The sequence below is a fragment of the Thiovibrio sp. JS02 genome (assembly GCF_053485635.1).
This window is the reverse complement of record NZ_CM130715.1, coordinates 101992-128479: the sequence shown is the minus strand read 5'-3', so window position 1 is coordinate 128479 and position 26488 is coordinate 101992. Positions and strand designations below refer to the sequence as shown.

Genomic DNA, 26488 nt, shown 5'->3' with positions numbered 1-26488 from the left:
CCTGGCTGGGTTCGGGGAACAAGCCGCCGCCCGGTTCCTGAATTTTTCCCGCGCGGCAAAGGGCGCGGACAGACGGCCAGTGGCGGATTCATCCCGTTTCCGGTCCGGAAACGCGCAATCGGAAGGAGAAAAAAGAACGCCGGATGACCCTCTTTATCACCGCAGTCGCCCTCATTCTTCTTTCCGGATTCGCCGGCATCTTCTGCCGCCGAGGCTCCCTGTTCTGGGAGCGGGCCTCCCTCGCCGCCATCCTGGCCGGCTGCCTCGCCGGCATGCTTGCCGCGGGCCTGGCCCTGCACCGGCCGGCAGAGGCGGTTTTCTTCCGGTCCTGGCCGGTGCCGGGCGGAGCGCTGGCCTTGAGAATCGACGGCCTCTCCGCCCTCTTTCTCTTCCCGGCCCTGCTCGTCACCGCCGCCGGCGCCCTCTATGCGGCAGGCTACTGGCCCGTGCAAAAACGCCCGGCCAGCGGCGCCTGGCTCCGGGTTTTCTATCCGCTGCTCGCCGGCGCCATCGTTGTGCTGCTGGCCGCGGACAATGCCGTTCTCTTCCTGACCGCCTGGGAAATCATGGCCCTGGCCGGCTATTTCCTGGTGGTGACCGAACGCCAGGATGAGGAGGCGCAGCAGGCCGGCTTTATCTATCTTGCCGCCACCCACACCGGCACCCTCGCCCTCTTCGGAATGTTCGCCCTTCTTGCCGGCCTCACCGAGGCAAGCCCGCTGCTGCCGCAGGCCGCAAGTCTTCCCGGCCACGGGCCGCGGCCAACCGCCATCTTTCTGCTCGCCCTCTTCGGCTTCGGCCTGAAAGCGGGTCTCATCCCCCTGCACATCTGGCTGCCCAGGGCGCACGCCGCCGCGCCCAGCCATGTTTCGGCCCTGATGAGCGGGGTGCTGATCAAGATGGGCATCTACGGGATCATGCGGACAACCGCCTGGTTCGACGGAATTCCGGCCTGGTGGGGCTGGACGGTGCTCTTCCTCGGTCTCACCTCCGCCCTGTTCGGGGTGGCCTTCGCCATCGCCCAGCACGACCTAAAACGGCTCCTGGCCTATCACAGCGTGGAAAACATCGGCATCATCCTGCTCGGCCTGGGCACCGCCCTCCATGGCCGCAGCCACGGGGCGGAGGCCATGGTTGCCCTGGGCATGGCCGGCGCCCTGCTGCACGTGGTCAATCACGGTCTCTTCAAGGCTCTGCTTTTCCTGAGCGCCGGCTCCATGATCCAGGCGACCGGTACCCGGCTGCTGGGCCGCTACGGCGGCCTTCTCCGCACCATGCCGCTCTCCGGCCTCTTTTTCCTGGGCGGCGCCGCCGCCATCTGCGGCCTGCCGCCCTTGAACGGCTTTGTCAGCGAATGGCTCGTCTACCTCGGTCTGTTCAAGGCCTCCCAGGGAGAAGCCATGGCGCCGGCCCTGCTCGCCCTGCCCGGCCTGGCCATGACCGGAGGCCTGGCCCTGCTTTGCTTTGCCAAGGTTTTCGGTCTTTCCTTTCTGGGCACTCCCAGGGCAGGCCTGGCCGGCAAGGAGGCGCCAACGGCCATGCTGGCGGCCATGGCCGTCCTGCTGGCGGCCTGTCTCTGGATCGGCCTGGCGCCGGGGAGCCTCTATCCGCTCCTCTCCGCGGCCACCGCCAGCTGGGGGACCACCGCAGGCAGCGAGCAGACGCCGCGCCTGCCGGACCTGGCTCCGGCCGCGGCTGTCAGCCTTGCCGCGATCCTGCTGATCCTGCTCCTCGCAGGCTTCACGCTTTTGCAACAGAGCCGGAAAAAGATGCCGGCCATCCCGAAGACCGCCACCTGGGGCTGCGGCTGCCCCCTGCCCATGCCGCGCGGTCAGTATACCGCTTCCTCCTTTGCCCAGATGATCGTCTCCTTTTTCGGCTGGGCCTTGCGAACCCGCACCGACAAGCCCGAGGGCAGACAGCTCTTCCCGCCCCGGGAGGCCTATGCAACCCACACCCCGGACGGCATCCTCGACCTGATCCTGCTGCCGCTCTTCGCCATCCTGGCCCGGGCCGCCGAAACCCTACGCCGCCTGGTCCAGCATGGCATCCTCGGCCTCTACCTGCTCTACTCCGCCATCACCCTCTGCGCCCTGCTCCTGTTTGCCCTTTTTCAATGAGGCGACAGCCCAATCAAGCCAGGCCGCGCCTGAAATTGAAGAGCCCGGTGCCGTCAATGGCCTGATCCGCGGCGAGAGCCGCCAGCACCTGCCTGCCCTTTGCCGAGGCAACAGGGCAACGGCTGAGATCGCCGATCAGCTCCCCGCATCCCATCTTCTTGATTTCCCGCAGGAGACCGACGAGTGAAAAATCCTCTTCGCTCACCACCTCGGTGAGTCCGTGCCGGGAAAGGAGGCGATACCCCTCGCCGCCATCGGCGCGCAGCACCGTGCCGGGCCGCACCCCGCGGAGGGGAATGCGGGAAAGCAGCACCGGCACCGGGGCGTAGACGGTCACGGCCAGCGGCATCTCAAGACCGGTGGCCAGAAGGGCCTTGAGATTGTCGCGGTCATCCTCGATATTGAGGGTGAGTTCGGCAAGGCCCAGCTCCTGCCAGGCCAGGGCCGCCTGGCTGTTCATGGTGTAACAGCGGAAGCCGCCCAAAAGGCGCACCCCGGCGAGGCCCGCAAAAAGGGGGAGGTGGCCGAGGTTGTTGAGGCGGAAGGACAGATAGCCCTGGCCGGCCAGCATCCTGACGGCCCGGCGGTACTCCTCCCATTCGCCGCCGAAGAGCATGGGGGGGATCTCCCAGATGAGGCGCTCCTTGTGGCCGGCGGCCGCTCTTTCCACCTTTTTGAAGCCGGCCAGGTTCTCCGGGGTGAGGGTCAGTTCCAGCCGATCAATGCCGGCCTCTTCCAGCAGGCCGAGATCCTGGGGGTCGCCAACCCGCACCGTGAGCCGTGACGGTCCCTCCTGCGGGACCTCCTTTTGCGGAAGCAGCGCGGCCGCAGCCTGCCGGGCTGCATCGACCAGCGCCGCACGGGTCACCGCATCGACATCAGGAAGGCTTACCGCAGCCAGTTTTTTCCGGCAGGCCTCGCCGCTCAAGGTAAAGACCGGCTTGCCGCCCACCTTGAACAGCGCATCCCCGACCCTGACAAAACCGCCCTTGTCCGGAAGCGGCACCCTGAGAAAATCCCCGGCCTTGCCCACCTTGCTCTTTTTCTGCTCGACAAAAAGCTCCTTGACGGTAAAACCGGTCCCGGCCTGATCGTTCTGCGGCTGGATGCGGAGCCGGTCCCCGACATGCAGCCGGTCGACGGTGACAAAACCGAGCATCCCGCCCTTCACCGAGGCCACCTTGCCCAGGGGCTGGCCCAGGGTGCCCTTTTGCGAGCTATCCGCGATGTTGGCGGAGACAAAACCGGTCAAAAACCCCTTGCTCGGCTGCCGGCCGAAGGAAAGGGTCAGCTGCTCGGCCGCCTCGGCCAGGGCCTGCTTCCGTTCGCTCTCCGCGGCATCGAGAACCCGCCGGTAGGCCCCCACCACCCGGGCCACATACTCGGCGCTCTTCATCCTGCCTTCGATTTTGAAGCTGACCACCCCGGCCTTGATCAGGTCCGGCAGAAGCTCGATGGCGCAAAAATCACTGGTGGAAAAATGATACCCAGGCTGCTGCCGGTTGTGATAGCGCCTGCGGCAGGGCTGCGCGCAACGGCCGCGGTTGCCGCTCATCCCGGAAAGAAGGGAAGAGAAAAGACACTGGCCGGAGATGGAAAAACACAAGGCGCCATGCACGAAATGCTCAAGCTCGATGGAGCTTTCCCGCCCGATCGCGGCGATCTCGGCCAGGGAAAGCTCCCGGGCCAGCACCGCCCGGGAAAAGCCCATGGATTCGAGCATCTGCACGCCGGCCGCGTTATGGATGGTCATCTGGGTGGAGGCGTGCAGGGGCAGCATGGGGAAATGTTTTTTCGCAAGCCGCCAGACCCCGAGATCCTGGATGATGATGCCGTCCACCCGCATGGCGGCGAGGGCGGCAAGGATTTCCACCAGCCGGGGCAGCTCGCCTTCCTTGAGCAGGGTGTTCAGGGTGATGTAGAGCTTGCGCTGCTCGCGGTGCGCGTAGGCCGTCAACCGCTCCGCCTCGACGAGGGTGAAGTTCTTCGCCTTGGCCCGGGCCGAGAATTCGGTGAGCCCGCAGTAGACCGCGTCAGCCCCGTTTTCCAGGGCGGCGAAAAAGGCCTCCAGGCTGCCGGCCGGGGCGAGAAGCTCTGTTTTTTTCGTTGTTTTCGGCTGCGCCATCCGCTCCCTCCCAAGATGAGGACGCCAGGGTACCACGGCGGCAAAGAGGCAGGCAACGGATATTCTCCCGGTCCACCGCAGGCCTGGGCGAACAAACGCTACCTGCGCTCCCAGGCGCGCCAGAGTCGGGTCAGGCCGCCTTGGGGAAATTGTCCTGCCACCAGTCCGGGGTGAGCGGCGCCAGGCCCCAGGCCAGGCGGGCCCGGTCGCAACGTTCGTTGCCGACCCCCGCCAGCCAGGAAGGTTGAAAATCCCGGCACACCGAGGCGCGCCGCGCATGGATGGCGCAATGGACGGCCTCGCCGATCTGGCCGACAAGAGCGATGCAACGGGGGTTCTCGCCGGAATGGCCCAGCATCGCCCGTCTGAAATCATCCATTCTCCTGGTCAGTTCGACAGGTACGCCGCCGAACGTCGCATCGTCGGCCTCGGCCCAGTAAAAAGAGGCCCGGTAGAAGGCGCAGCAGGCGCCGCAGGACAGGCAGGGATTCTTCGTCATTCCCGACACTCCCGACAGTAAGGATGAAACACCACATGGATCACTGGATTTACCGGCCGGAACCATGCCGAAAAACAGCAAAAATCAACCGGCGGAGCCGCCTTCCAGCGGCAGGGTGATCCGAAAGGCCGTCCGCATGCCCGCTTCCAGCAACTCCGGCTCCCGGGGCGGAGAAAAAACATCGATCTGGCCGCCATGATCCTTGATGATGCCGAAGGAAACGGAAAGCCCGAGTCCCGTGCCCTTGCCCACCCCCTTGGTGGTGAAAAAGGGATCGAAGATTCTCCCCACCGCCGCAGGCGGAATGCCGCTGCCGCTGTCGGCGATGGTTATCTCGACGGTTGCGCAATGTTCATTGTGCCGGGTCCAGAGCCCGACCACCCCTTCCCTGCCGATGGCGTGCTGGGCATTGGTGAACATGTTGACCAGAACCTGGCGCAGCCGCTCCCGGTCGACCACCACCTGGGGCAGATCATCGCTGAAATGCCTTTCGATGCGGATGTGATCCATTTTCAGGGCATGCTCCACCATGGTCACCGCCTCGGCCAGGCATTGGTTGATGTCCGCCGCCTCTTTCACCCCTTCCAGGGTGTGGCGTGAAAACTTGAGGAGATCGGTGACGATCCGCTTGCAGACCTTGGTTTGCTTTTCCACGATCTGCAAAGACTCCAGCACTTCGGCCTGCTCTTCGAAGTCCTCCTTGAGGAGCTGGGTGTAGCCCAGGATGATGCCGAGCGGGGTGTTGATCTCGTGGGCGACTCCGGCGGCAAGCTGGCCCAGGGACGCCAGGTTTTCCGAACGGATGAGCTGTTCGGTGACCTCCCGGAAATGGGTCATATCCTTGGCAATGACCTCGCACCCCTCCAGGCCCTGGCCGCCGCCGCAGATCGCCGTGGCAGTGACCAGAAGGTAGAGGGGAGCGCCGTCCTGTTTGAGGAATTCCACCTCAAAATCCTTCACATGGCCCGTGGAGTTGAGCTGGCAGAAATAGCGGCTCCACTTCTCCTCATCTTGAAAAAACAGGGCAAGGGGCTGCCCCACCACCTTCGCCCTCTCCGCGTAGCCCAACATCTCAAGTCCACTGTCGTTGATGTCGCTGATCCGCTGATTGGCGTCGCAGAAAAAAATCATATCTTTCGAGCTTTCATACAACCGCCGGAACTTCAGTTCCGAAAGGGCCAGATCACGGGTGCGCTCCTCCACCCGCTCTTCCAGGGTCTGGTTGAGTTCCTGCATCTTGGCATGCGCCTCAGCCAGCTCGGCATGGGCTGCGGCCAGCTTCCGGGCGTCATCGCGAACCAGCTCCAGCACCCCGTAAACATTGTAAAAATAGAAGGTAAGAACCGCGACCGCGACAAAGGTGAGGCTGTTAAACCCGCCACTGTAAGGACTGATGGTGTGCCAGAGATCGGGAAAGCCCCCGGCCAGGAGCCCAAAACGAAGAATATGTCCGATGCTGCGGGAAACGGCAAAGGCGACCATTGCCATGCACAACCAGAAAAGGTAGGCCCAGAGCACACTCCCAGGCTCAAGCCTCGTGAGCCTCCTGGCATAAAAAACAGCAAAGAGCGCCATGACGATCATCAGGCCCGAACCGCAGACATCGACGATATAAATCGGCAGAAGCGGCAGGCCCTGGCTCATGGCTTTTTCCCCGCCAGGACCTTGCAGTGCTGCTTCCTTTCCAGATCCCGGCCGAAAAGACGCAGACTGCGCATGAGAAAATACATCCCCGGCAGACAGAGCAGATGATCGAAACTGCCCAGGTAGTAGACCAGGGCCTCCCTGTTGAGCGGAGGCCCCAGCCGCCTTTCCCAGACGGTGGAGCCGCAGAAATACTCGTCCGGCAGCCGGCCCGACAGCCAATGGACGAGAACGGTGTTGAGATTCCAGGCGAGGAAGAAGAGAAGGGAGAGCTTGAAAAAATTCCAGGCCTTGCCGGTGCCGATGGGCCGGAAGTGGAGAATGTAGAGAAGAAACACCAGGGCGGCTGAAAATAAGAGATGGGCCATCTGGTGCACGTAAAGGCCTTCAACGCCTCCATGCACCTGCACGGCCAAGGCGGGCCGCGGAAAAAGAAGGAGCAGAAAAAAAAGTGCCGCACTTCCAAGGCACCCGGCCCGTCGCAGCCCGCCGCTGTAATTCTTGCCTGCACCCATGGACTTGTGTTACCATCAAGACGTTGAAATGACAAGTTTTCTCTTTTCCCCCATCCCCTTCGGACCGCGGCCATGAGCAAAGACACGGCGGCAACCTTTTCAGCGCAGAAAACAGCCCTTCCTCCTCCGGGTGGAGCAACGCATGTCCTCATCGTCGATGACGACACCGACATGACCCTCATGCTCAAACGGGTGGTGGAACGAAAATGCGGCTGCGAGGTCAGGCTCGCCGATTCCGGGGAAGCCGCCCTGGAACACTTGCGCGGCTGGCGGCCCGACGTGGTGCTCACCGACATCAAGATGCCGGGGCTGGACGGCATCTCCCTGTTGCGGCGCGCCAAGGAGCTCGACCCCACCATCTCCGTGATCCTGATGACCGGTTATGCCACCCTGGAACTGGCGATGGAAGGGCTGAAAGAGGGGGCCTACGACTTTTTTGAAAAACCATTCGACAACGAGCACCTTGCCCACGCGATCCAACGCGCCCAGGAACGGGTCTGCCTCCTGCGCGAAAACCGCAAACTTGCGGAGGAGCTGAAGGGAGGCGGCTGCCAGCAGGGTTTTGTCGGCCAATCGCCGCTGCTGCGCGAAGCGTTCACCCTGATCCGCAAAGTGGCGGACACGGATGTCACCGTGCTGATCCGCGGCGAATCCGGCACCGGCAAGGAATTGGCCGCCAAGGCCCTCCACGCCTTGAGCAGCCGCAACAAGCGGCAGATGGTTACCATCAACTGCCCCGCCCTGCCGGAACATATCCTGGAATCAGAGCTTTTCGGCTATGCGAAAGGCGCTTTCACCGGCGCCAGCCAGGATAAAAAGGGGCTTTTTCTTGAGGCCGACGGCTCCACCATCCTGCTCGACGAGATCGGCGACATCTCCGGCGCCCTGCAGACAAAGCTGCTCCGCGTTCTCCAGGAAAAAGAGATCCGTCCCCTGGGGCAGACCAGGAGCATCCGGGTCGATGTTCGGGTGCTCGCCTCCACCAATCAGAACCTTGAGGAAAAAATACGCCAGGGGCTGTTCCGCGAAGACCTTTTCTACCGGTTGAACGTGATGACGATCCACATGCCCTCCCTCGCCGAAATTCCCGAGGATATTCCCCTCCTGGCCCAGCATTTTCTCAAGCTCTATGCCGACGCCTACGGCAAGAACCCTTTCACCCTGACGCCGGAAGCCCAGCAGCACCTTCTCAAGCAACCATGGCCCGGTAATGTCCGCGAGCTGCAGAACACCGTAAAACGGGCGGTGCTCCTTGCCGACGGCCCGCAAATCACCCGGGATGACCTCTGCCGCATCTCGCCAGGCAACGGCGACCTCAAGGCAACCGGCCGGCAGCCTGCCCAGTTCTTGCACCTGCCCTACAACCGTGCGAAGCAGGAACTCGTCAACAGCTTCTCCCGCGACTATCTTGCCAACGCCCTGCGCAAAACAAAAGGCAACGTCACCGCGGCCGCCGATGCCAGCGGTATTGGCCGACAGGCTTTTCAACGGCTGCTCCGCCGCTTCGGCCTTGAGGCGGAAATCTTCCGCAACGGCCGGGCCGACGGCGACTGATCTTCTTTCCCTCCGCAGGACATCCGAAATACCCGGCCAACAGCGCATCACTTTCGCTGCACCGCATCCTTTTTGCTGCGCCTCCTGTCTTGCCTGCCCACCATCCATCTGGCCCGCCTCTTCCGCAGACACCAGCAACACCCCGGAATCAAAGGAAATAAGAAAATCTTCCCCAAAAAGAGTCCCTTCCGCTTCCGTGGCATTGTTATTGCTTTTTACGGAAAACGATGCGCGAACCAACCTTCGCGCGCTCCCCGCTGCCGCGAGGAGACAATTTCCCTGCCGCCCCCGAGGGGCAGAGAAAAGGAGGTGACCGGCCAACAAGAGAAGCGAGTGGACGCACGGCAACCGTTATCCCACACCATAAAAGGAGATGAATAAATGAAAAGAAAGTTCGGACTGTTCCCCCTTCTTACCTGGATTCTCACCTTTTGCCTGTTTGTCCCCATCGACAAGGCCTTTGCCGAACCTGCCCCTGCCGGCGGCGACCAGGGGGCGCCAACCATCAGCATCGACAAAACCAGCCTGAACAACGGCGGGCTCATCAAGGTCACCGGCCGGGCCCCTGCCGGCAGACCTGTTTACCTCGAAGTCTGGGCTGCGGACAAGACCGTGCGCGCCAACTTTTTCGACAACAAGAAAGACAAAGAGACCGGAAAAATCCCCTATGTCTTCTACCTCACCACGGAGATGCCGGCCTATTACAAGATCTTTGCTCCCAAGGAGTTGCAGCCGAAACTGGACGAGGCCAGGAAAGAGGGTAAAAAATGGAGCTACTCCAAGGTGCTGAAGGATCTGGGCGCCGAGGCGGCCTACAGCGTACCTGCCGCCGCCGGCATCGATCGCTACCAGGCAACCCTGATGGCCGGCATCGTCGGCAGCCGCGGAGAAAAAATGGCGGCCATGGATGCCAAGGAAAACCGCAAGCGATCCATGCAGTTGATCAAGGCCCGCTTCCGCAGCATTGACAAGGTGCTCGGCGCCGAGGTCAATGTCGCCCCGGACGGTTCTTATTCGGCGGAGATAAAAATCCGCGACGGACTGGCCCCCGGCGTGTACAAGATCGTGGCCGTGGTGGACAAAAACCTGAAAAGCGCGCCGGCGGAGTTTAAAAACACAATCTCCTTCCCCACCATGTATCTCGCCAATGCCGGAACCAGCCTGAATCTTCTCTGGCCCTTTCTCCTCACCCTGGCCATCTCCATCTTCGGCGTCCTCATGGGTGCCGGCGGCGGCTTCATCCTGAACCCCATCCTGGTCTCCCTCTTCCCGCTGCCCCACACCGTGGTGGCCGGCACCGTCATGCCCACCGTGCTCTTCTCCCAGGGCAGCGGCATTTACAACTACTCGAAGATCAAGTTCATCAACTGGAAACTGGGCATCGGCATCGGCTGCGCCATGATGCTGGGCGGCTTCATCGGCCCCAAGCTCACCGAACTCATCACCCTGGACCAGTTCAAATTCGCCTTCGGCTGGATACTGCTGGTGCTGGCCGGATTGATGTTCTGGCAGACCACTCCCGGCTACCTTGAAAAGAACAAGAAGGAACAGGCCATTCTCAAGGAGTTCAAGAAACGGGCGGAAGAATGCGCCAAACGGGGCGAAGCAGGCACCACCGCATGTCCAACCGGCAAAAAATAAGACTACCATCTGGAGGAATCCGTTATGAAAGTAGAATTCTGGGGTCATGAGTTTGAAGCGAACATGGTTGTCGGCTGCCTGGGAGGATTTCTCATCGCCATCATGTCGTCGATGTTCGGATTCGGCGGCGGGCCGTTCATGGTGCCCCTGATGACGGTGGCCATGGGCATGCCCATGTACATCGTGGTGGGCAGTTCGCTCCTGGCCATTTTCTTCAACACCGGCATTGCCTCGATCCGCCATTTTCAGTTCGGCAATTTCGACCTGCTCCTCTTTATCTGCATGTTTCCGGCGGCGCTCCTGGGCGGCTACCTGGGTCCGCAGATCGCCAAACGGGTGAGCCCCTTGGTTGTCAAACGGGTCGCCTGCGCGGGCCTGGTGCTCCTTGGCCTGAACCTGCTGGGTGTTTACTAGTCGACAAGAACGGTTTTTCCGGCCGCCTTGCGCAGGCGGCCGGAAAAACCATCGGCTGAAGAGGTACCCCATGGCGCATATTCTGGTTCTGGACGACGTCGCGGAGGCAGGCGTCATGGTTCAAAAAATTCTGGCCAAGAAAGGGCATGCCGTCGTCTGCTTTACCGAGGAAGAGGAGGCACTGGCCTATGCCCGCGCCCATCCCCTCGATCTGGCGATTCTCGACATCATGCTGAAAAAAATCAGCGGCCTGGAGGTGCTGGCAAAATTGCAGGAAATACATCCTGCCATCCGGATCCTGATGCTCACCGGCCACCCAACCATGGAAACGCTGCGCCGGGCGATGCAGCTGGGCGCGAACGAATATTGCATCAAACCCATTGACAAGAGTGAACTGGAAGAAAAAGTATCGGCGGTACTCGGCAGTTGACCACGCGAGCAATCCCATTCAACAGGAGTGGCTATCATGAAGAAATCAGTCTGGAGCATGTGCGGCATGTGTACTGTCCGCTGCCCCATCCGGGTCGAAGTCGAAGACAACACGGTGAAGTGGATCGAGGGCAACCAACATCTGCTCAAGGGCGCCCTCTGCGCCAAAGGCTCGGCCGGCCCGGCCCTGGTCGCGGACAAGGAACGGCCCCAGCAGCCCCTGATCAGAAAAGGCGGCCGCGGGGCAGGACGCTGGGAACCGGTGAGCTGGGAGTTCGCCCTGGACTACGTGGCGGACAAGATCAAAAGCATTCAGGAGCGTTACGGCGCCCAGGCGATCATGGCAAGCTCCCGCGGCGGGCCTTTCCAGGACATTGTCAAGGCCTTCACCCACGCCCTGGGCTCCCCCAACTACTCCAACCACGACAGCGCCTGCGGCCGGAACGTACACCACGCCAGCCTGTCGCTCTTCGGCCTTGGCCGCAAGGGCTTCATCTACGACATCAAAAACGCCAGACATCTGGTGCTGTTCGGCCGCAACATCCTCGCCTCGCTCAGACCGGCAGAGGTGAACCAGGTCATGGACATGCTGGACAACGGCGGCCGCATGACCTATGTGGATGTGCGCCAGACCCTCACCGGGCTCAAGGCGACGAACTTCTTCCAGGTCCGACCGGGCACGGATTACGCCCTGGCCCTGGCCCTCATCCACGAAATCATCAAGGCCAACGGCCATGATGCCGAATTCATCGCCCGCTACGCAACCGGCTTTGCGGAACTCACCGATTTTGTCAAAAAACACACGGCGGAATGGGCGGCCAAGGAGTGCGGGGTCAAGGAAAAGAACATCCACGAACTGGTGGCCCAGCTCATCGCCGACCGGCCCAAGGTGATCTTCCATCCCGGCTGGATGCTCTCCCGCTACCGGGATTCCTTTTACGCCAGCAGGGCCTTGAACTGCCTCAATGTCCTCATGGGCAACATCGAAACCGAAGGCGGCCTCATCTTCGCCAAGGGCGCCGGTGATTGCGGCAAAAAAGGCCCGCGCAGCCTCACCGACCTTTCCCCGAAGATCACCACCCCGCGGGCCGATGGGGTCGGCGACAAGTACAAGCATTTTGAAAAAGGCCCCGGCCTGTTCCATCTCTTCTACAAGGCCATGGCAACCGGCGACCCGTATCCGATCAAAGGGATCATCGCCGTCCGCCACGATCCCTTCACCTGCTTTCCGGATCCCGTGGCCCAGAAAGAGGCCCTTGACAACTGCGACCTCATTGTCTCCATCGACACCCATTACAGCGAGTTCGGCTGGTACAGCGACGTGATCCTGCCCGAGGCGACCTACCTCGAACGCGACAGCATGATCGCCCTGCAGAAGGGGCTCAAGCCGCGCCTCATCAAGCGCAACAAGGCCATCGCCCCGCAGAGCGACACGGTCTGCCTTTGCACCATCATCAAGGGGCTGGCCAAACGCCTTGACATCGAACAGTACTTCCCCTTCAACAATCTGCAGGAACTCTGGGCCTGGCAGCTGGAGCCGACGGGACTCACCGTGCAGGATTTCGACGAAAAAGGCTTTGTCGAACTTGCCAAGACCCCGGTCATGTACGAGCGGGACAAACTCGACGGCAAGTTCAAGACGCCCTCCGGCAAGATCGAGATCATCAGCCAGAAGCTGACGGATTGCGGATTTGCCTCCTGGCAGGAATACGAGAGCCCGGAAAAGCCTCCCAAGGGCCAGTTCCGCCTGGTCTTCGGCCGCTCGCCCATCCACGCCCACGGCCATACCATCAACAACCCGCTCCTCAACGAGATGATGCCGGAGAACACCCTGTGGATCAACACCCGGGCCGCCGGCAAGATCGGAGTCAACGACGGCGACATGGTGGATGTCTCCTCGGGCAATGTCACCAGCGTGGTCCGGGCCAGGGTCACTGATTTCATCCACCCGGAGGCGGTCTACACCGTGCATGGCTTCGGCAGGCAGATTCCCTTGCAGACCAGGGCATACCATGCCGGCATGAGCGACCAGAAGCTGATGATCGGCCAGTTGCAGAACATGGACCCGGTGGGTGGCGGGCTGAATCTCTGTGAAACCTTTGTTTCCGTTCGCCGGAGTTCCAAAAACCCTCAAAGGAAAGTGGAATTATGAACAAATACGCGATCTATCTCAACAGCAGGCGCTGCATAGGTTGTCATGGCTGTGAACTCCATTGCAAAACCAACAAAGGCTTGCCCGTTGGCCCCTTTCTCTGCGAGATAAGCCATGAATCGTTGAAATCCGTCAAAGGGGTGCCCAAGACGGAGTTCACCTTCCGCAGCTGCTACCATTGCGAGGACCCCTTCTGCGTGCCGGTGTGTCCCACCGGCGCCATGCAGAAGAGGGCCGACGGTATCGTCTTTGTCGAGCAGGAAAAGTGCATCGGCTGCATGGCCTGCGCAGGCGCCTGCCCATGGGGAATCCCGCAGTATAATTCCGAAAGCAACAAGGCGGTGAAGTGCGATTACTGCATGGACCGGATCGACGCTGGCCTGAAGCCCGCCTGCGTGACGAAATGCACGACCCATGCTTTAAAGCTGGTGACCATGCAGGAGTTGTAAAAAAATCGGCCATTCTCAAAAACGTAAAAAGGGGTCCTGGGGTATACCCACGGCCCCTTTTTTCCGCCTTGCCGCAAAAGACAACCTTTTGAAAACAATCTGAAAAATCAACGCATTACCGCCCGACATGGCCATCGATCCCTCCCGATGTCGGCAAGATGTGTCCCCATGTCCTCTGGGAAGCAAGGGTTTCTCCCGCTAGTATGGGGAAAAAAGGAGACAGGGTTGCGGTACGCTTCGCTGTCAGCCAAAGAGAAAAAAAGGAGGAACCACCATGAAAAAGACCTTGTTGACCCTGGCCGTGATCTGCACCACCGGTTTCATCGTGAACCTGGCGGCAAGCCCCCCCGCCACTGCCGCCGAGCTCAAGGCGCCGGCGGAAACCATCACCATCGAGGGCAGGAAGCCGGCCCGGTTCAACCACGCCACCCACACGGCCCTCGGCCTTGACTGCGGCGCCTGCCACCATGACGCAAAGCATCAGCCCCTGACCGAGGCGAATATCGGGGCCCTTGCCAATGGTGACAGCTTACGGTGCGGAGGTTGCCACAAGGCGGATTTTGCCAACGAAAAGCTGCGCAAGCCCATGGATCTTTTCCATGCCCGCTGCAAGAGCTGCCACACCGCCGGAGTAAACGGCAAGACCGGCCCCACCGGCTGCAACGACTGCCATGTGAAGGCAAAGGCGAAGAACGGCCAATAAGGCCAGGGGAAGGTTGCCGGAGCCCGGCAAAAAACCCTGCCCGGCCTCGTCCGCCGCGCAGGGTTTTTTGTTGAGGGCCAGGGAATTACTTGCGACGCTTGCAGCGCACCTTGTCAAGACATTCCGGACAGATGCCGTGGGAAAATTTGGCTTCGGTTCGCTGGGAGATGTAGGATTCGATCTCTTTCCAGGACTGCTGATCGGTGGAATCGCGGCCCGGGATCCTGATCTTTTTGCATTCCATGCAGATGGGCAGCAGCCCCTGGATGGTATGCTGGATCTCCTCGATCATCCGGGCGTGCAGGGAGATGCCGAGCAGAACGAAGACGGCGCCCAGAAGAAAGATCAGGCTCACGGAAAAAACCCCGATATTCACCTTGCCGGCAAGCACGCTGCCCGCCACCACAAGATAGCCGACGAGAAAGAAAAGCATCAGCAGGCGGTGGGCCCGCAAAAAACGCATGATATAGCGCTGGCTGCGCTCGGCAATGAGGGGCGTCGCCTTGAAGATCTCCTGCAGGTGCACGATGCTGATGCCGATAATAACCGCGCCGCAGGCGATGACCAGTACCGCGGTGCGGGTCTGCCAATCCAGGGTTTGCCAGTCAATCATGATGGTCTCGTCTATTCATCAGACTCCAATGTTCCGCGACACGGCAGCAAGGAAACAATCCCCCGTGGCGGAGCGGCTTTTCCGGGTTTGCCCCCTTCCCTGCGCGGCCATCAGGCATTGTTGTCGCATCCGATCCTACCAGGATAACGGCTTTGCCAGAATATCCTTGATCCGCAAAGAAAAGAGCTTGTTTGAGGACTGCGGGGAGAGCAGGGCGACGGTGTCCGCCCCCCGGCCGGTGCCGGCGACGGCGAGCACATCGTCGGTGCTGATCAGGCCGCTGTCCGCCGCCATCAGCGTGATCTCCACGCAGACCTTGACCCCCTGCCCGAAAAGCCGCAGGGTGTTGGCGACCAGATCCTGCTGCGAATATTCCTGCTTTTCGCGGATGGCGGTGCCGATGTTCCGGAAAGGCATGGTGCCGGTATGCACCCTGCCGCCAAGGGCCTCGATCTCCTGCCGGCGCTCAAAGCTCATTTCCAAGCGGCCAGGCTCCTTGAAACCCGCGTTGTGGGTGACCACCACCAGATTTATCCCTCTGCCCGCAAGGCGCCGGGCCGCGACCAGGCCGGTGGAGCCGTGGGTGGAGGCGACCACAACCTGCCCCACCCCGTAGCGGACAAGCCCTGCCGCCATGACGGCAAGGGCGGCCTCGGTGTTTGCCGGGCCCGGTTTCTCAAAAAGAGCACCCACGCGATCCATCATCCGAGCATACCACAATGTGGCAATTTGCCACATCAGTTAATTACCAAGAAGTAAAGAATTACAGCACCCAGTTAAATATTGGAATGGATTCTTGCACAGATCCCTTTTCCTGTACATAGAAAAATACAGGCCCAGGCCTTTGCGGCACGTTCCCTTTTGCTGGCCTTTTTCCCCCAACTGTGGTTTCCTCTTTAAAAGGCCCGCCACGAACTCCTCGCCATGCGCCTTTGCGTTAAAAGACTTTCAACAACCACCCTTTTCCCAGCGAATCTTCACATGGCCAGCACACAAAAGAATTCCCTCTTCTGTCCCAACTGCCGCCGCCTGATCAGCCGCGACGAACCATCCTGCCCCTATTGCGGCCTCAAAACCCCGGGCGCCTGGTGGAAAAACATCGCCCTCGTCAACTCCCTGCTCGATCCGGACCTCTTCCTCAAACGACTCATTGGGGCAAACATCGCCCTTTATATCCTCGCCCTCCTCCTCAACCCGCGAAGCACCGGGATGCATCTCAATCCCTTTGATTTTCTCTCTCCGGATAACCGCAGCCTGCTGCTCCTCGGCGCCACCGGCACCGTGCCCATTGCCGGCCTGCACCGCTGGTGGTCCCTGGTGGCCGCCAACTACCTGCACGGCAGCCTGCTGCATCTTGTTTTCAACATTCTCGCCCTGCGCCAGATCGGACCCTTGGTCATCCAGGAATACGGGGTCTTCCGGATGTTTTCCATCTACACCCTGGGGGGAATTGCCGGCTTCCTTCTTTCCTATCTTGCCGGAATCAGATTCACCATCGGCGCCTCCGCCTCGGTGTGCGCCCTGATCGGCGCCGCCTTCTACTACGGGAAAAGCCGGGGCGGCTCCTACGGCGAGAGGATCGCCGAGCAGATCGGCGGCTGGGCCATAGGCATTTTCATCTTCGGTTTCCTCGTGCCGGGCATCAACAACTGGGGTCACGGCGGCGGCATGGCCGCCGGCGCTCTCTGCGGTCTGCTCCTCGGCTATCAGGAACAGTACCGGGAACGCCTGGGCCACAAGCTCCTGGGCGGTTTCTGCGCCGTGGGCACGCTCCTCATCCTGCTCTGGGCGACGACCACCGCGGTGCTCTACCACTTTCTCCTCTGAGCCCGAAGGCCATGGATGCCAAAGAGCCGGGATCCCATCCCGTCACCCATCCCCGCTTCGGTCCTCTCAACAGGCCGGATGCCGTTTGTCTGGCCGGCACGGAGAAGGCTGGGCACCGCTTTACGGAAAAAAATCTCTCCTACATCCATCTCTCGATCACCGGCCGCTGCAACGCCCGCTGCAAGGGCTGCATCAACGCCAGCATCACCAACACCATTGTCGGCGACCGCAGCCGGACCTCGCCCATCCGGGAGACGGTCCCGGAACGGGACGCCGCCTGCATCCTCAATCTGCTCGCCGAAACAACCCGTGGAGAGGCCGTCATCTGCTTCTACGGCGGCGAACCGCTCCTGGCCACCGAGAAGATGGGACGGGTGAAGGCCATTCTCGACGCCGCGCCAAAGCCTGTGCCGCTTCGCTACCTGCTTTACACCAACGGTGACCTCCTGGCCCGGGAGGTGGCACAATACCCGCAATTCTTCCGCGATCTCTGGCTCACCTCGGTCTCCATCGACGGCACCACGGCCCAGCATGAAACAATGCGCCCCGGCACCCGGCTTCCCAGGATCCACGAAGGGCTCAAGGCCTTGCGCACCGTGGCGCAGGGCAAGATTCTGATGTGGTCGACCCTGCGCGAGGCGCAATCCCTGTCCGACTGCGTAGAGGAGTTTCTGGCCCTCAACGAGCAGGGACTTGCCGATCTCTTTTTCTGGCACTGGGTGGAGACTGCAGAGCCCTACCAGAATTTCTCCTCTTACTGCGACCGCTACGAAAGGGATCTGGATGCGGTCATGCAGCACTACCTTTCCTGGCTTGGCCAGGGAAGGATCCTGCCGGCCCTCCACCTCAACGAGCTCATCGCCTTCGCCCTCTGCGGCCACCGACGCAACTCTTCGGGCTGCGGGGTGGAGCTGGCGGAAAATTTCGACCTCATCGACGGCAAGATCCACTCCTGTGCAGACCTGCCTCCCGACCTTGCCATCGGCCACATCGAGCCGGACGGCACTCCCCGCTTCCGGCCCCACAACCTCATGGCCCTGGTGGAATACAAGAAACACCTGGGCTGCAACGACTGCGGGGTGCATGCATACTGCGGCGGCCGCTGCCCGGTGCAGGCGCAGATCAGCGGGACCACCCGGCTGCGCCAGTATTGCCAGCTCATGCGCCTCCATGTCGGTGTGGCCTTGGAGTATCTGGACCAGATCCGGGAAGAAATGATACGCCAGGGGCTTTCTGCCCAGAACCTTTACGATGCGGCCGGATTTTACGCGCAATTCACCGACGTCACTCCATGAAGATGCCCATCGCGCAAGGCAATTTCGACACCCTGATCCTTGCCGGCCTCGGCTGCATCGGCAGCAGCCTCCTCCGCTTAAGCGGCAGCGTGCTCGCCTCCTTTGCGCGGATCGTTGTAGTGGACCAGGATGGCAGCCGGCTGGCCGAATTTAAAAATGGCCCTTACCTCTGTCGGCAGGGCTCCCTTGAGGATCAAGACTTTATCAAAAGCCTTGCCGCTAAAATTGGTGCCCGCGGCATCCTGGTCAACCTCTGCGCCAATGTCAACAATGTCCGGCTCAGACAGCAACTCGCAGCCCTGCCCCTGGCCTATCTCGACTCCTGCGCCAGCCAGACCGACGAACCAAACGAGCACCGTTTCAGCAGGATCATGGCCCACACCTTCAGTCCTGTGGCAAGTCATTATCCCCACTGGCTCTGCTGGGGGGTGAACCCAGGCCTGGTGGAACTCATCACCCGCAGAATAATCGCTGACCATTATGCGGAGAGCAGCGCCCTCAAGGTCGAGATTTATGAACATGACGAATTGACAACCGACTCCTGGCAGGAAGGAGTTGCGGCAAGCTGGTGCCCGCAAGCCTTGATCGATGAGGTGATGCTCTCCCCGAGTCTGGTTCTCGAAATGGGCAAAATCAGGGAAGAGACGGCAGGAGGCGCCAAGGATGTCGTGGCTTTCTGGCAGGGCGAGGCCATTGCCTCACGGCTGGTTGCCCATGAAGAAATCTGGAACCTGGGCAGGATCGCCGCCATCAAGGAGGCCCGCTTTCTTTACGGGCTTTCAGCGAGGGCGATGCGCATCCTGGCCGGGGATCCACAAAGGGCGGAAGCCCTTCTCAAGGTTCCGGAAGAAAATGTGCCGCTTTTCGGCCGGGAACGGGTGGCCGTCAAGGTGTGCGCCGGCGAGGAGGAGCAGGGGAAAACAAGGTACTGGCAGGCAGACCACTCGCAAACCTGGGATGCGCATGGCGTCAATGCGGTGCAGTGGCAGACAGCCAAGGCGATGCTCCTGGCCATCCTGCTCTTGCAACACAGCCATTACGGCCGTATGGCCGGCACCTTCTGCTGCTCAGACCTGCCTGTTTCCGGCAAGGATTGGCAGCTCATCGATTCCCTCATGACCAGGCTCGACATCAACTGGCAGGAGGGCGGCCATCTCAAGCTCGCCTTTGAGAAGATCTGAGCCGCGAACCTGAGCACCGCTAATCCCTCTTCGTCACCCAATAGGGATTCACCAGATCCTCAAAGATGGAAAGAGCGGCAGCGGAGCCCTGGCCGGCAGCGGTAACGATCTGCTTGTAGCCGCCCTCCACGTCGCCGGCTGAATAGATGCCCGGCACACTGGTGCGGTGGTGCTCGTCTTTTTTGATGTAGCCGTCCTCGCCCAGTTCCACCCCGATTTTTTTTGCCAGCCCCACCGCCGGCTCGTAGCCGATGGCGATGAACACCCCGCCCACAGCCAGGCTGCGGACCTCGCCGGTGGCATTGTCCTTGATCCGCACGCCCTCCACGTGCTTTACCCCGTAAATCTCCGTCACCTCGGCATTCAAGAGCAGCGGGATTCCGGCCTGCCTAAGGGCCGCCAGTAACCGCTCCTGGGCCCGCAGGGTATCCCGTCGGTGCACCAGGGTGACCGCCACACCGATATTATGGAGATGTAAAGCCTCGGTGACCGCGCTGTCGCCCCCACCGACCATCACCACTTTTTTTCCTTTGAACAGAGGGCCGTCGCAGGTGGAACAATAGCTGACCCCCCGGCCGGCCAGCCGCTCCTCGCCGGGCACCTTGAGCTGCCGGTGACAGGCGCCGGTGGCCAGCAGCACCGCCTTGGCCTTATAGCGCCGCCGGTTGGTGGTGAGGGTAAAGGGAGGCCCGGGCGCAATCTCCACCACCTCCTCGCCCGGAAAGATCTTCACATACTCAAGGGCATGGCTGACCATGATATCAACCAGGCTTTTGCCGCCGATCTGGGTGAAGCCGGGATAATTCTCCACCGTGGGCGTGGCGGCCACCTGACCGCCCAGCACTCCTTTTTCCACCACCACGGCCTCAAGGCCGCTGCGCGCCGCGTAGATGCCAGCGGTCAGGCCGGCCGGGCCGCCGCCGACAATGACGAGGTCGCAGGCGATTTCCTCGGCATCGCTTTCCGGGATGAAAACCCGTTGCTGCTCAAGGGTGACGAGGGAGGTCACAAAGAGTTCCGGCGACTGGGCGCCAAGGCCGATGGCCTTTTCATTGGCAAAGGACTGGGGAACGCTGTGCGCTCCATAACGATCGGCCAGGCCGGGATTGGCCTGGATGTCGATGATCTCCAGAGAAACAAGATCAGGCATCGCCACGGCCGCCCGGATGCCGTTGACCGCCTCCTGCGGGCAGTACGGACAGCCGGGGCTTACGAACACCTTGACGGCCCGGGGCGAATCCAGCCTGGCCAGCACCCTGGCGGCGGGTTCGCTCAAGCCCGCCTCGCCATGGCCTATGATGGAAAGCGTTTCCATGAAGGTCTGCAACTCGTGACCCAGAGGGGCGCCAAGCCATCTGATCTTCAGGGTCTCCGGCGCAAAAAGCAGGGTAGGCGAGGCGGTTATCCGCCACTTTTGGGCCAGCGCATGGGAAAGATCATACTCCACCAGGGAGACCTTGTCCGTCACCGCGCGAATTGCTTCAATGACCTGCCTGGCCCCCTGGACAAAGGGCTCGTTTTCCCCTTTCCGGCTGAAAAGAAAGAGGGGGATAGATCGGGGCATCCCGGCAAAAAAGCGCTTCAGTTCCGCCTGCACATCCTGTTCGAACCTCTGCTTCTCCACCGCCATCATGCTCCTCCCTTTCAGCCGTCCGCTCCATCCTTTCAAGGACCCATCATCATTTTTTATACCGCTTTCACATAAAAAAAGGCAGGGTGATTTCCCCTGCCTTTGAACTTGCCAAGCGCAACCTGCGCTTTATCAACCGCTTCAGCCGCTGCCGGCTGGTTTTTTCTTTTTTTCTTCCTGTTTTTCGGTGGGCTTGGCAGCCCCTTCTTCCTTCTTCCGTTCGCCTTCCACCACGGCTTTTTCGTCCACGGCCTTTTTCTCTTCAGTGCTCACGGCACCGCCTTTGCTTCCGCCTCAGCCGCTGCCGCCGGCCGCATTGGCCGCCGGCACGGTCAGGCCGGCGCTGGCCAGCAGACTGGCCACGCCGAAACCGGCCAAGGCCTTTTTCAAATCCTTTTTATCCATAACGCGCCTCCCTTTGGTCATGGGACATCCCCGCCAGACCTCCAGCAAATAGACAAATGCCATAGGCCCACTCGAATATGATCAAAAAAACCTATCAAAATGTCAACGGGAAATTGCCCTCTTCTCCCCTGGCCGGGAATTAGAGGGAAAACTCGGCAACCACAGGGAGATGATCGCTGGCAACCTTGGAAAGATTAAGGCGGCAGCGCCTACCGCCTTGCAGGGCCAGCGGGCCGCGGAAGAATATCTTGTCCAGGCCGGTGGTGGGAGAGAAGGAAGGATAGGTCAACAGGGCGTTCTGATAGCCGAGGGCGTGATTGGTGGCGCAGCCGAACCCCAGGGCCTCGGTGAAGATGGGGGCAAGCCTGGTCCACCAGTCGTTGAAATCCCCGGCCACCAGGCAAGGATCCTGAACATTCAAGCCGGCAAACTCTTCGGTGCGCACCAGACGACCCACCTGCTGCGGACGCTCCTTAAAGGAAAGACCGAGGTGCAGGTTGAAAACCGGCAGCAATCGCCGGCCGTTCTCGCCGGGCAGGGCGAGCTCGGTGAAAAGGCAGCCCCGTTTCTTGCGATCATCGATGGTCAGATCGATATTGCGCGCGCGGACAATGGGATAACGGCTCAGAGTGGCGTTACCGTACATTCCCTTCCGGAGCTGAACATTGAGGCCAAGGGCATGATGGGGATACCCGAGACGCCCGGCCAGCACCTCGGCGAGGTTCAGCTCCCGGGAACGGGGCACTCCGACATCCACTTCCTGCAGGAGAACGACATCGGCATCATGGTGGGCCAGGATCTCCGCAATGCGTTCGGGCCGGAAAAGACGGTCGACGCCGATGGCCCGATGGATATTGTATGAGAGAACCCGCAGTTCCATGGCGCCCCTTGGAGGATGGTGGCAGGGAAAGCGGTCGCGCTCCGCTGCCGCTCCCCCCATTATGCAGCGGCCCCCCTTGCGGCGCCACTCATTTTTTCTCGATGAAGCAATAGGGGTCGCGCTCGGCAAACACGTCGAGACCGAAGCCGTGGCTTACGGCCAGGCACCCTCCGCAAGCCTGCCGCAGCCGGCAGTCCCGGCAGGCGCCGCAGCCGGCCCGATACCGTTCCGCGGCCGGCGAATCATAAATCTCGGCCAGGGTACGGTTGAAGATATTGCCTATCTCCGAGGGAAACTTCCGGCAGGCATGCACCTCGCCGTCCGGCAGCAGCGAGAGGAAATTGAAGGCCGCCCCGCAGCCGAAACCGGCACAGCCCCCGAACAGTTCCTGCCCGCGGGCATCCCGGATAATATTAAAAAGATTGTCCTTTGCGCCCATGCACGGATTTGCGACGGCCGCGGCGAGGTAGCCTTCCAGAAACTCCCGGAACCCGCCAACAGGAACCGACTCCAGCAGGGAACCCTCGCCGACCATGGCCAGTCGGTTGAAGACAAAGCGATCAACCCGGTCGCGAAGCAGTTCGGCAAGGGGCAGCACCTGCTCCATGTTGCCGCGGGTCAGGGTCAGCATCACCATGGAGTAGATGTCGAGCTCGGCAAGAATCGCCAGAAAATCCATGACCCGGGCAAAATAGCCCTTGCCCCGGATGTAGTCGTTGTGCTCGGCCAGGCCCTCAAGGCTCACCTGATAGAAGGCCGGTTTCTGGATGGCCAGCAGGGGCAGAAGGCGCTCCCGGGTGGTGGCATTGCCAAGAATGGCGGTGAGAAAGCCCCGTTCGGCCGCGGCCCGGTACAGGTCAAGAAAGTGCGGATAAAGCAATGGATTGCCGCCGGAAAAAGTCACCTGCCCCTGGACATTTCTGCTCCGGCAAAAGGCAAAGAGCTCATCGAGGATGGCGATCCCCTTTGCCAGGGGCAGGGGGGCCCGCTCGCTCCGGTCATAGCAATGCTTGCAGTGCAGGTCGCAGGCCTGGGTGATGTGCCATTGGAGGGTGAAAACCTCAGCGGCCAGGAAGCGGGGCGCCACCTCCGTCGCCCCTGGGAAACTGCCCGCATCGCGCCTGATCTTCGAAGGCGGCTTGAGAAGCAGACCGCGACCGGCGGCCCGATCCAGGGCCGCGTCCAGGGCCGCCACCGCCACCCCGCCTTCGCGTGCCGCCTCGGCCACGCCGATCCCCTCCACCGCCATCTTCAAGACAAGCAATTCCTCGTTTTTCGGCTCAAGGCAGCGCACCGTGCCGGCAAGGGGATCATGCCAGACCAGGGCCAGGCTTGCCCCGGCCTGGGGCTCTTTCACCTCCCCGCCGGGCTTGGCCCCAATCAGGTCGACCAGCCCGGACCAGGCCAGCTCGCACAGCTGCAGGGAGGGATTGACCGTGAGCTCCTCCACTGCCGCCACCGGCTTTGCACCCTGCCGCCGGGCTTCATGGATGGCCAGTTCCAGCCGGAAAAGATCGGCAAGGTAGGCGGGCATCTCTCCCCGGGGCGGCCGGAAGGCTTTGAGTAGAAGCAAGAGTTCCTGGCGATTGCCGGCCGCCGCAAGCACGGCAACCAGAAGCTGCCAGCGCTGCTCGCCGAGAATCCTGCGGCAAACGGGGAAGACGGAGTCAAAATCAAGATCGAGCCGATCAGCCATGGATGTATGACCCGAAGGTTTATCCCTTTATCAGTCCGTTGCAAAAGCCGCCCCCGGTTCCTGCAACCACCGGTTGGCCAAAGAGGCTTCGGCCAACCTCCCCAATTCCCTGGCGCTTACAGAGCCGGCGGGAATGTTGTCGTTTCTCAGCTTACCACAGGAACCCATTGCGGCTCCGCTTCTTTCCGAAAGCGAAAACAATAAAAATCCGTTGACAAGGGAAAGCTCGCCGTGCCACTATAAAACAACATTGGAGCAAAACTCCGACAAGAGCAAACCCAGAGTAATCTGGGGACGCAAAGCCCACGGATCCACTCACCTGGATGGCCGGGTTGCCGAAGAGTACCGCCGGGGTGACCCAAAGCCCTGTCTTCGGCATGGAAGACAGGGCTTTTTTTATGCCGGTGAAACAAGGACGGAACCCAGTACGCGGCAGGTGCCGCTCAGCCAGTAGAGGGGGGACTTCATTCCCGGGGTGCGCTTTGCCCCCGGAAAGTAGCCCACAAACACGCGCGGCCCACCCACAACACCCGATTCTCTGCCTTCCCAAAAGCGCGTGTTAACCAGGAGAGAGCCCGGCGCCTTGCCGGGCTCTCTCCATTTTTTTTCACCCCCAGCGCCGGACTCCCCGCAGCCTTGCGACCAGCTCCGGATCAGCCTGAAACGGCCGCAAGGGTTCAGCCGGCAAGGGAAGCCGATGACTTGCCGCAAAGGGGGTTCCCGCAAGCTTCAGGTTATAGGCGTTGACCAGCAGCGCCTCCAGATTGACGGTATCCTCCACGTTGTAGGCGAGCAACGTCTCCAGCACCCTCCTCTCTCCGCTCCGCCGGTACTCGTTCCAGAGCAGCACCGCGCAATAGCCGTCAAGCCCGGCAAGGCCTCCGCGATCAAGACCCAGCTGCCTTTCGCAACCCTTGAGGCCGCCGACAAATCCCAATTTCTGCAGAAGGGGGCGCAGGTCTATGTGCATCTGGTCAAAGCATGGGCCGAAATGGCGGGCGAGCATGGGAAGATCAAAGGCCTTGCCGTTATAGGTGACCAGCAGCTCGTAGCGGCCGATGTCCTCGGCGAACTGTTCAAGATTTTCCCCCTGCACGTAGGTGTGGACCGCCAACCCGTCATAGAGGCTGACGGCGGTTATTTCACTGTGCGCAAAACTCAGGCCGTTGGTTTCGATATCGAGGAAGGCCACCGAATGCCGGTAATGGGGATACAGTCGCCAGCGCTGAGCCGCCGGCAGCTGCCGGGCGAAGGCGGCCGCCGAGCGGGTGAGCGCCTGTCGGCCGCGCTCCAGATGCTCGCGGATAATCCGCACCTTCTGACCGGGCAGAAAATCGGGAAAAGGCTCGACGAAATCATCCCAGCTGAGAATACCCGCCTCCCAGAGACGACGCTCCGTGGTTTCGCCGATGCCGGGGATATGAACAAAGGTATTGAACAACATGGTTATGGCTCGCGCCTTGCGCCGATGGAGGCGAGGTAGAGGGTGGATTCCTCGATGCCGTCAACGCCGATAAGGGCGTTGACCTCGTCATCGAAAAACGCGGCCACCGGACAGACGCCGTGGCCAAGGAATTCCGCGGCCAAAATCAGATTCTGGCAGACATGCCCGGCATCCATGCCAATATACCTGCCCCCCCGATGGCCATACTTCGCCATGCTGCGCCGGAAGACGGCGGTCCAGATGCAGTTGACCGCGGCCCGGGCCAGGAAACCCTGAGCAAGGCAAGCTGCGGCCAGGGCCTGCCCAGGGCTTGCCGCGCGCAGCCGCTCCAGCTGAAAACCCTGCACGTCGAGATGGTAGAGCCCGGGCGCCAGTCCCTCGACCCGCTCGATGGCCAGATAGGTTTCCAGAGGATAGAGGGCGCCGGCCGAGGGAGCGGTGCGGAAAAAATAGAAGCCGGACCGGCCGGTTATGCCCTGGCTGGCCCAGAGAAGCAGGGCCAGGTCGGAAAGGGAAAGAGGGGTGTCGGCAAATTTGCGCAGGGAACGGCGCTGCTGGAGGATCTCGACCAGGGACGGCCCTTCTCCGGGCCAGGTTCTGGGCAGAAGGATCTTCTCCGCCTCCGGATAGGTCTTGAAGGTTTCCGTCTCCTGGATGGAAGACCGCAGCTGGGAGCGCATGCCGTCGCGGGCAAGCTTTGTCTCCTGGAAATACCGGTGACCCAAGGAATCTCTCAACTCAGGCATAAAACCTCCTTATAAAAAAGGCCCAATGACGCTATAATGAAGCAGTTTGGCAAAAGATACGTTTCGGCAGCGGATAAATCTCTTCTCGCAGAGAGGACTACCCCCATGGACAGCTGGTTCCCTCCCGCCCTGATCGCCCTGATCATCTACGGTCTGTGGGGGTTTTTCCCGAAACTCTCCGTGACCTACATGCACCCCACCAGCGCCCTGATCTATGAAATCGCCGGGGCCATGCTGGTCGGCCTGGGGAGCCTCTTCCTGGTCGGCTTCGAGCCGGAGACGCACCCCAAGGGGATCCTCTTTGCCCTGCTCACCGGCATCGCCGGCATGCTGGGCACCCTCTTCTATTTCGCCGCGGCAAGCCGGGGCAGGATCTCGCTGGTGGTGAGCATGACCGCCCTCTACCCCCTGATCACCATCGTGCTGGCCGCCATTTTTCTCCGCGAGCCCATCACCATCAAGCAGATTTTCGGCATGTTCTTTGCCCTGGTCGCCATCGTCCTCTTCACGGTGTGAGGGGGCGCCC

General features: G+C 61.3%; 24 protein-coding genes and 1 riboswitch. Of the genes, 12 read left to right on the top strand and 12 right to left on the bottom strand.

All coding sequences use genetic code 11. The features are described from left to right. Positions 1-143: 143 nt before the first annotated feature. Positions 144-2120 carry a proton-conducting transporter transmembrane domain-containing protein gene (locus ACUUL3_RS00635; protein ID WP_448553602.1) on the top strand — a complete coding sequence of 659 codons (1977 nt, stop codon included), beginning with the start codon at positions 144-146 and terminating at the stop codon, positions 2118-2120. A 13-nt stretch (positions 2121-2133) separates the two neighbouring features. Here ACUUL3_RS00635 and ACUUL3_RS00630 read toward each other — a convergent pair whose 3' ends face one another. The 4 genes from ACUUL3_RS00630 to ACUUL3_RS00615 all read right to left on the bottom strand — a co-directional run bounded on the left by ACUUL3_RS00630 (position 2134) and on the right by ACUUL3_RS00615 (position 6756). Then, positions 2134-4245 carry a U32 family peptidase gene (locus tag ACUUL3_RS00630; RefSeq protein WP_448553600.1) on the bottom strand — a complete coding sequence of 704 codons (2112 nt, stop codon included), beginning with the start codon at positions 4243-4245 and terminating at the stop codon, positions 2134-2136. A gap of 130 nt (positions 4246-4375) precedes the next feature. Further along, the gene (locus ACUUL3_RS00625; RefSeq protein WP_448553598.1) at positions 4376-4744 is read right to left on the bottom strand and encodes a YkgJ family cysteine cluster protein; all 369 of its coding nucleotides are present in this window, start codon (positions 4742-4744) and stop codon (positions 4376-4378) included. 84 nt (positions 4745-4828) lie between these two features. Beyond that, positions 4829-6388, bottom strand: a complete 1560-nt coding sequence (locus tag ACUUL3_RS00620; protein ID WP_448553596.1) for a two-component system sensor histidine kinase NtrB — start codon at positions 6386-6388, stop codon at positions 4829-4831. Then, a complete protein-coding gene (locus ACUUL3_RS00615; RefSeq protein WP_448553595.1) occupies positions 6385-6756 on the bottom strand; it encodes a hypothetical protein in 372 nt (123 codons plus the stop codon). Before ACUUL3_RS00615 ends, ACUUL3_RS00620 begins: the two co-directional genes overlap by 4 nt. 219 nt (positions 6757-6975) lie before the next feature. Between ACUUL3_RS00615 and ACUUL3_RS00610 the strand changes: the two genes are divergently transcribed. The 7 genes from ACUUL3_RS00610 to ACUUL3_RS00580 all read left to right on the top strand — a co-directional run bounded on the left by ACUUL3_RS00610 (position 6976) and on the right by ACUUL3_RS00580 (position 14245). After that, positions 6976-8457 carry a sigma-54-dependent transcriptional regulator gene (locus ACUUL3_RS00610; protein ID WP_448553593.1) on the top strand — a complete coding sequence of 494 codons (1482 nt, stop codon included), beginning with the start codon at positions 6976-6978 and terminating at the stop codon, positions 8455-8457. Between the two features lie 381 nt (positions 8458-8838). Next, positions 8839-10098: a sulfite exporter TauE/SafE family protein gene (locus tag ACUUL3_RS00605; RefSeq protein ID WP_448553591.1), complete on the top strand. Its 1260-nt coding sequence runs from the start codon at positions 8839-8841 to the stop codon at positions 10096-10098. A gap of 24 nt (positions 10099-10122) precedes the next feature. Next, on the top strand, positions 10123-10512 hold the full coding sequence (locus ACUUL3_RS00600) for a sulfite exporter TauE/SafE family protein (protein ID WP_448553589.1): 390 nt from the start codon (positions 10123-10125) through the stop codon (positions 10510-10512). A 70-nt stretch (positions 10513-10582) separates the two neighbouring features. Next, on the top strand, positions 10583-10942 hold the full coding sequence (locus ACUUL3_RS00595; protein ID WP_448553587.1) for a response regulator transcription factor: 360 nt from the start codon (positions 10583-10585) through the stop codon (positions 10940-10942). A gap of 36 nt (positions 10943-10978) precedes the next feature. After that, the gene (locus tag ACUUL3_RS00590; RefSeq protein ID WP_448553585.1) at positions 10979-13093 is read left to right on the top strand and encodes a molybdopterin-containing oxidoreductase family protein; all 2115 of its coding nucleotides are present in this window, start codon (positions 10979-10981) and stop codon (positions 13091-13093) included. After that, complete coding sequence (locus ACUUL3_RS00585) at positions 13090-13542, top strand: 4Fe-4S dicluster domain-containing protein (protein ID WP_448553583.1); 453 nt, start codon at positions 13090-13092, stop codon at positions 13540-13542. Before ACUUL3_RS00590 ends, ACUUL3_RS00585 begins: the two co-directional genes overlap by 4 nt. A 274-nt stretch (positions 13543-13816) precedes the next feature. Next, positions 13817-14245 (top strand): cytochrome c3 family protein, encoded by a 429-nt coding sequence (locus ACUUL3_RS00580; RefSeq protein ID WP_448553581.1) that lies wholly within the window; start codon positions 13817-13819, stop codon positions 14243-14245. A gap of 85 nt (positions 14246-14330) precedes the next feature. Here ACUUL3_RS00580 and ACUUL3_RS00575 read toward each other — a convergent pair whose 3' ends face one another. Beyond that, positions 14331-14858, bottom strand: coding sequence for a hypothetical protein (locus ACUUL3_RS00575; protein ID WP_448553579.1), 528 nt, complete (start codon positions 14856-14858; stop codon positions 14331-14333). Positions 14859-14993: 135 nt separating this feature from the next. Beyond that, complete coding sequence (locus tag ACUUL3_RS00570) at positions 14994-15563, bottom strand: pyruvate kinase alpha/beta domain-containing protein (RefSeq protein WP_448553577.1); 570 nt, start codon at positions 15561-15563, stop codon at positions 14994-14996. Positions 15564-15839: 276 nt separating this feature from the next. Between ACUUL3_RS00570 and ACUUL3_RS00565 the strand changes: the two genes are divergently transcribed. From ACUUL3_RS00565 to ACUUL3_RS00555, 3 genes are read left to right on the top strand one after another with little or no spacing between them, the layout of a single operon-like run. Further along, positions 15840-16685 carry a rhomboid family intramembrane serine protease gene (locus ACUUL3_RS00565; RefSeq protein ID WP_448553575.1) on the top strand — a complete coding sequence of 282 codons (846 nt, stop codon included), beginning with the start codon at positions 15840-15842 and terminating at the stop codon, positions 16683-16685. Positions 16686-16696: 11 nt separating this feature from the next. Further along, a complete protein-coding gene (locus ACUUL3_RS00560) occupies positions 16697-17980 on the top strand; it encodes a radical SAM protein (protein WP_448553573.1) in 1284 nt (427 codons plus the stop codon). Further along, positions 17977-19161 (top strand): hypothetical protein, encoded by a 1185-nt coding sequence (locus ACUUL3_RS00555; protein WP_448553571.1) that lies wholly within the window; start codon positions 17977-17979, stop codon positions 19159-19161. Before ACUUL3_RS00560 ends, ACUUL3_RS00555 begins: the two co-directional genes overlap by 4 nt. A gap of 19 nt (positions 19162-19180) precedes the next feature. Here the strand turns inward: ACUUL3_RS00555 and ACUUL3_RS00550 are convergent, their stop codons facing one another. The 6 genes from ACUUL3_RS00550 to ACUUL3_RS00525 all read right to left on the bottom strand — a co-directional run bounded on the left by ACUUL3_RS00550 (position 19181) and on the right by ACUUL3_RS00525 (position 25962). Then, the gene (locus ACUUL3_RS00550) at positions 19181-20794 is read right to left on the bottom strand and encodes an FAD-dependent oxidoreductase (RefSeq protein ID WP_448553569.1); all 1614 of its coding nucleotides are present in this window, start codon (positions 20792-20794) and stop codon (positions 19181-19183) included. Between the two features lie 138 nt (positions 20795-20932). After that, positions 20933-21196 carry an SbtA family thio(seleno)oxazole RiPP natural product precursor gene (gene sbtA / locus ACUUL3_RS00545; protein WP_448553567.1) on the bottom strand — a complete coding sequence of 88 codons (264 nt, stop codon included), beginning with the start codon at positions 21194-21196 and terminating at the stop codon, positions 20933-20935. 139 nt (positions 21197-21335) lie between these two features. Continuing rightward, positions 21336-22076, bottom strand: coding sequence for an endonuclease/exonuclease/phosphatase family protein (locus ACUUL3_RS00540; protein ID WP_448553565.1), 741 nt, complete (start codon positions 22074-22076; stop codon positions 21336-21338). 88 nt (positions 22077-22164) lie between these two features. Continuing rightward, complete coding sequence (sbtM, locus tag ACUUL3_RS00535) at positions 22165-23772, bottom strand: thio(seleno)oxazole modification radical SAM maturase SbtM (protein WP_448553563.1); 1608 nt, start codon at positions 23770-23772, stop codon at positions 22165-22167. Positions 23773-24033: 261 nt separating this feature from the next. Next, positions 24034-24112: riboswitch (cyclic di-GMP riboswitch) on the top strand. 267 nt (positions 24113-24379) lie between these two features. Beyond that, positions 24380-25216 (bottom strand): ribonuclease H-like domain-containing protein, encoded by an 837-nt coding sequence (locus ACUUL3_RS00530; protein WP_448553561.1) that lies wholly within the window; start codon positions 25214-25216, stop codon positions 24380-24382. A 2-nt stretch (positions 25217-25218) separates the two neighbouring features. After that, complete coding sequence (locus tag ACUUL3_RS00525; RefSeq protein WP_448553559.1) at positions 25219-25962, bottom strand: SagB/ThcOx family dehydrogenase; 744 nt, start codon at positions 25960-25962, stop codon at positions 25219-25221. Between the two features lie 105 nt (positions 25963-26067). Between ACUUL3_RS00525 and ACUUL3_RS00520 the strand changes: the two genes are divergently transcribed. After that, positions 26068-26478 carry an EamA family transporter gene (locus ACUUL3_RS00520; RefSeq protein ID WP_448553557.1) on the top strand — a complete coding sequence of 137 codons (411 nt, stop codon included), beginning with the start codon at positions 26068-26070 and terminating at the stop codon, positions 26476-26478. Positions 26479-26488: the final 10 nt, after the last annotated feature.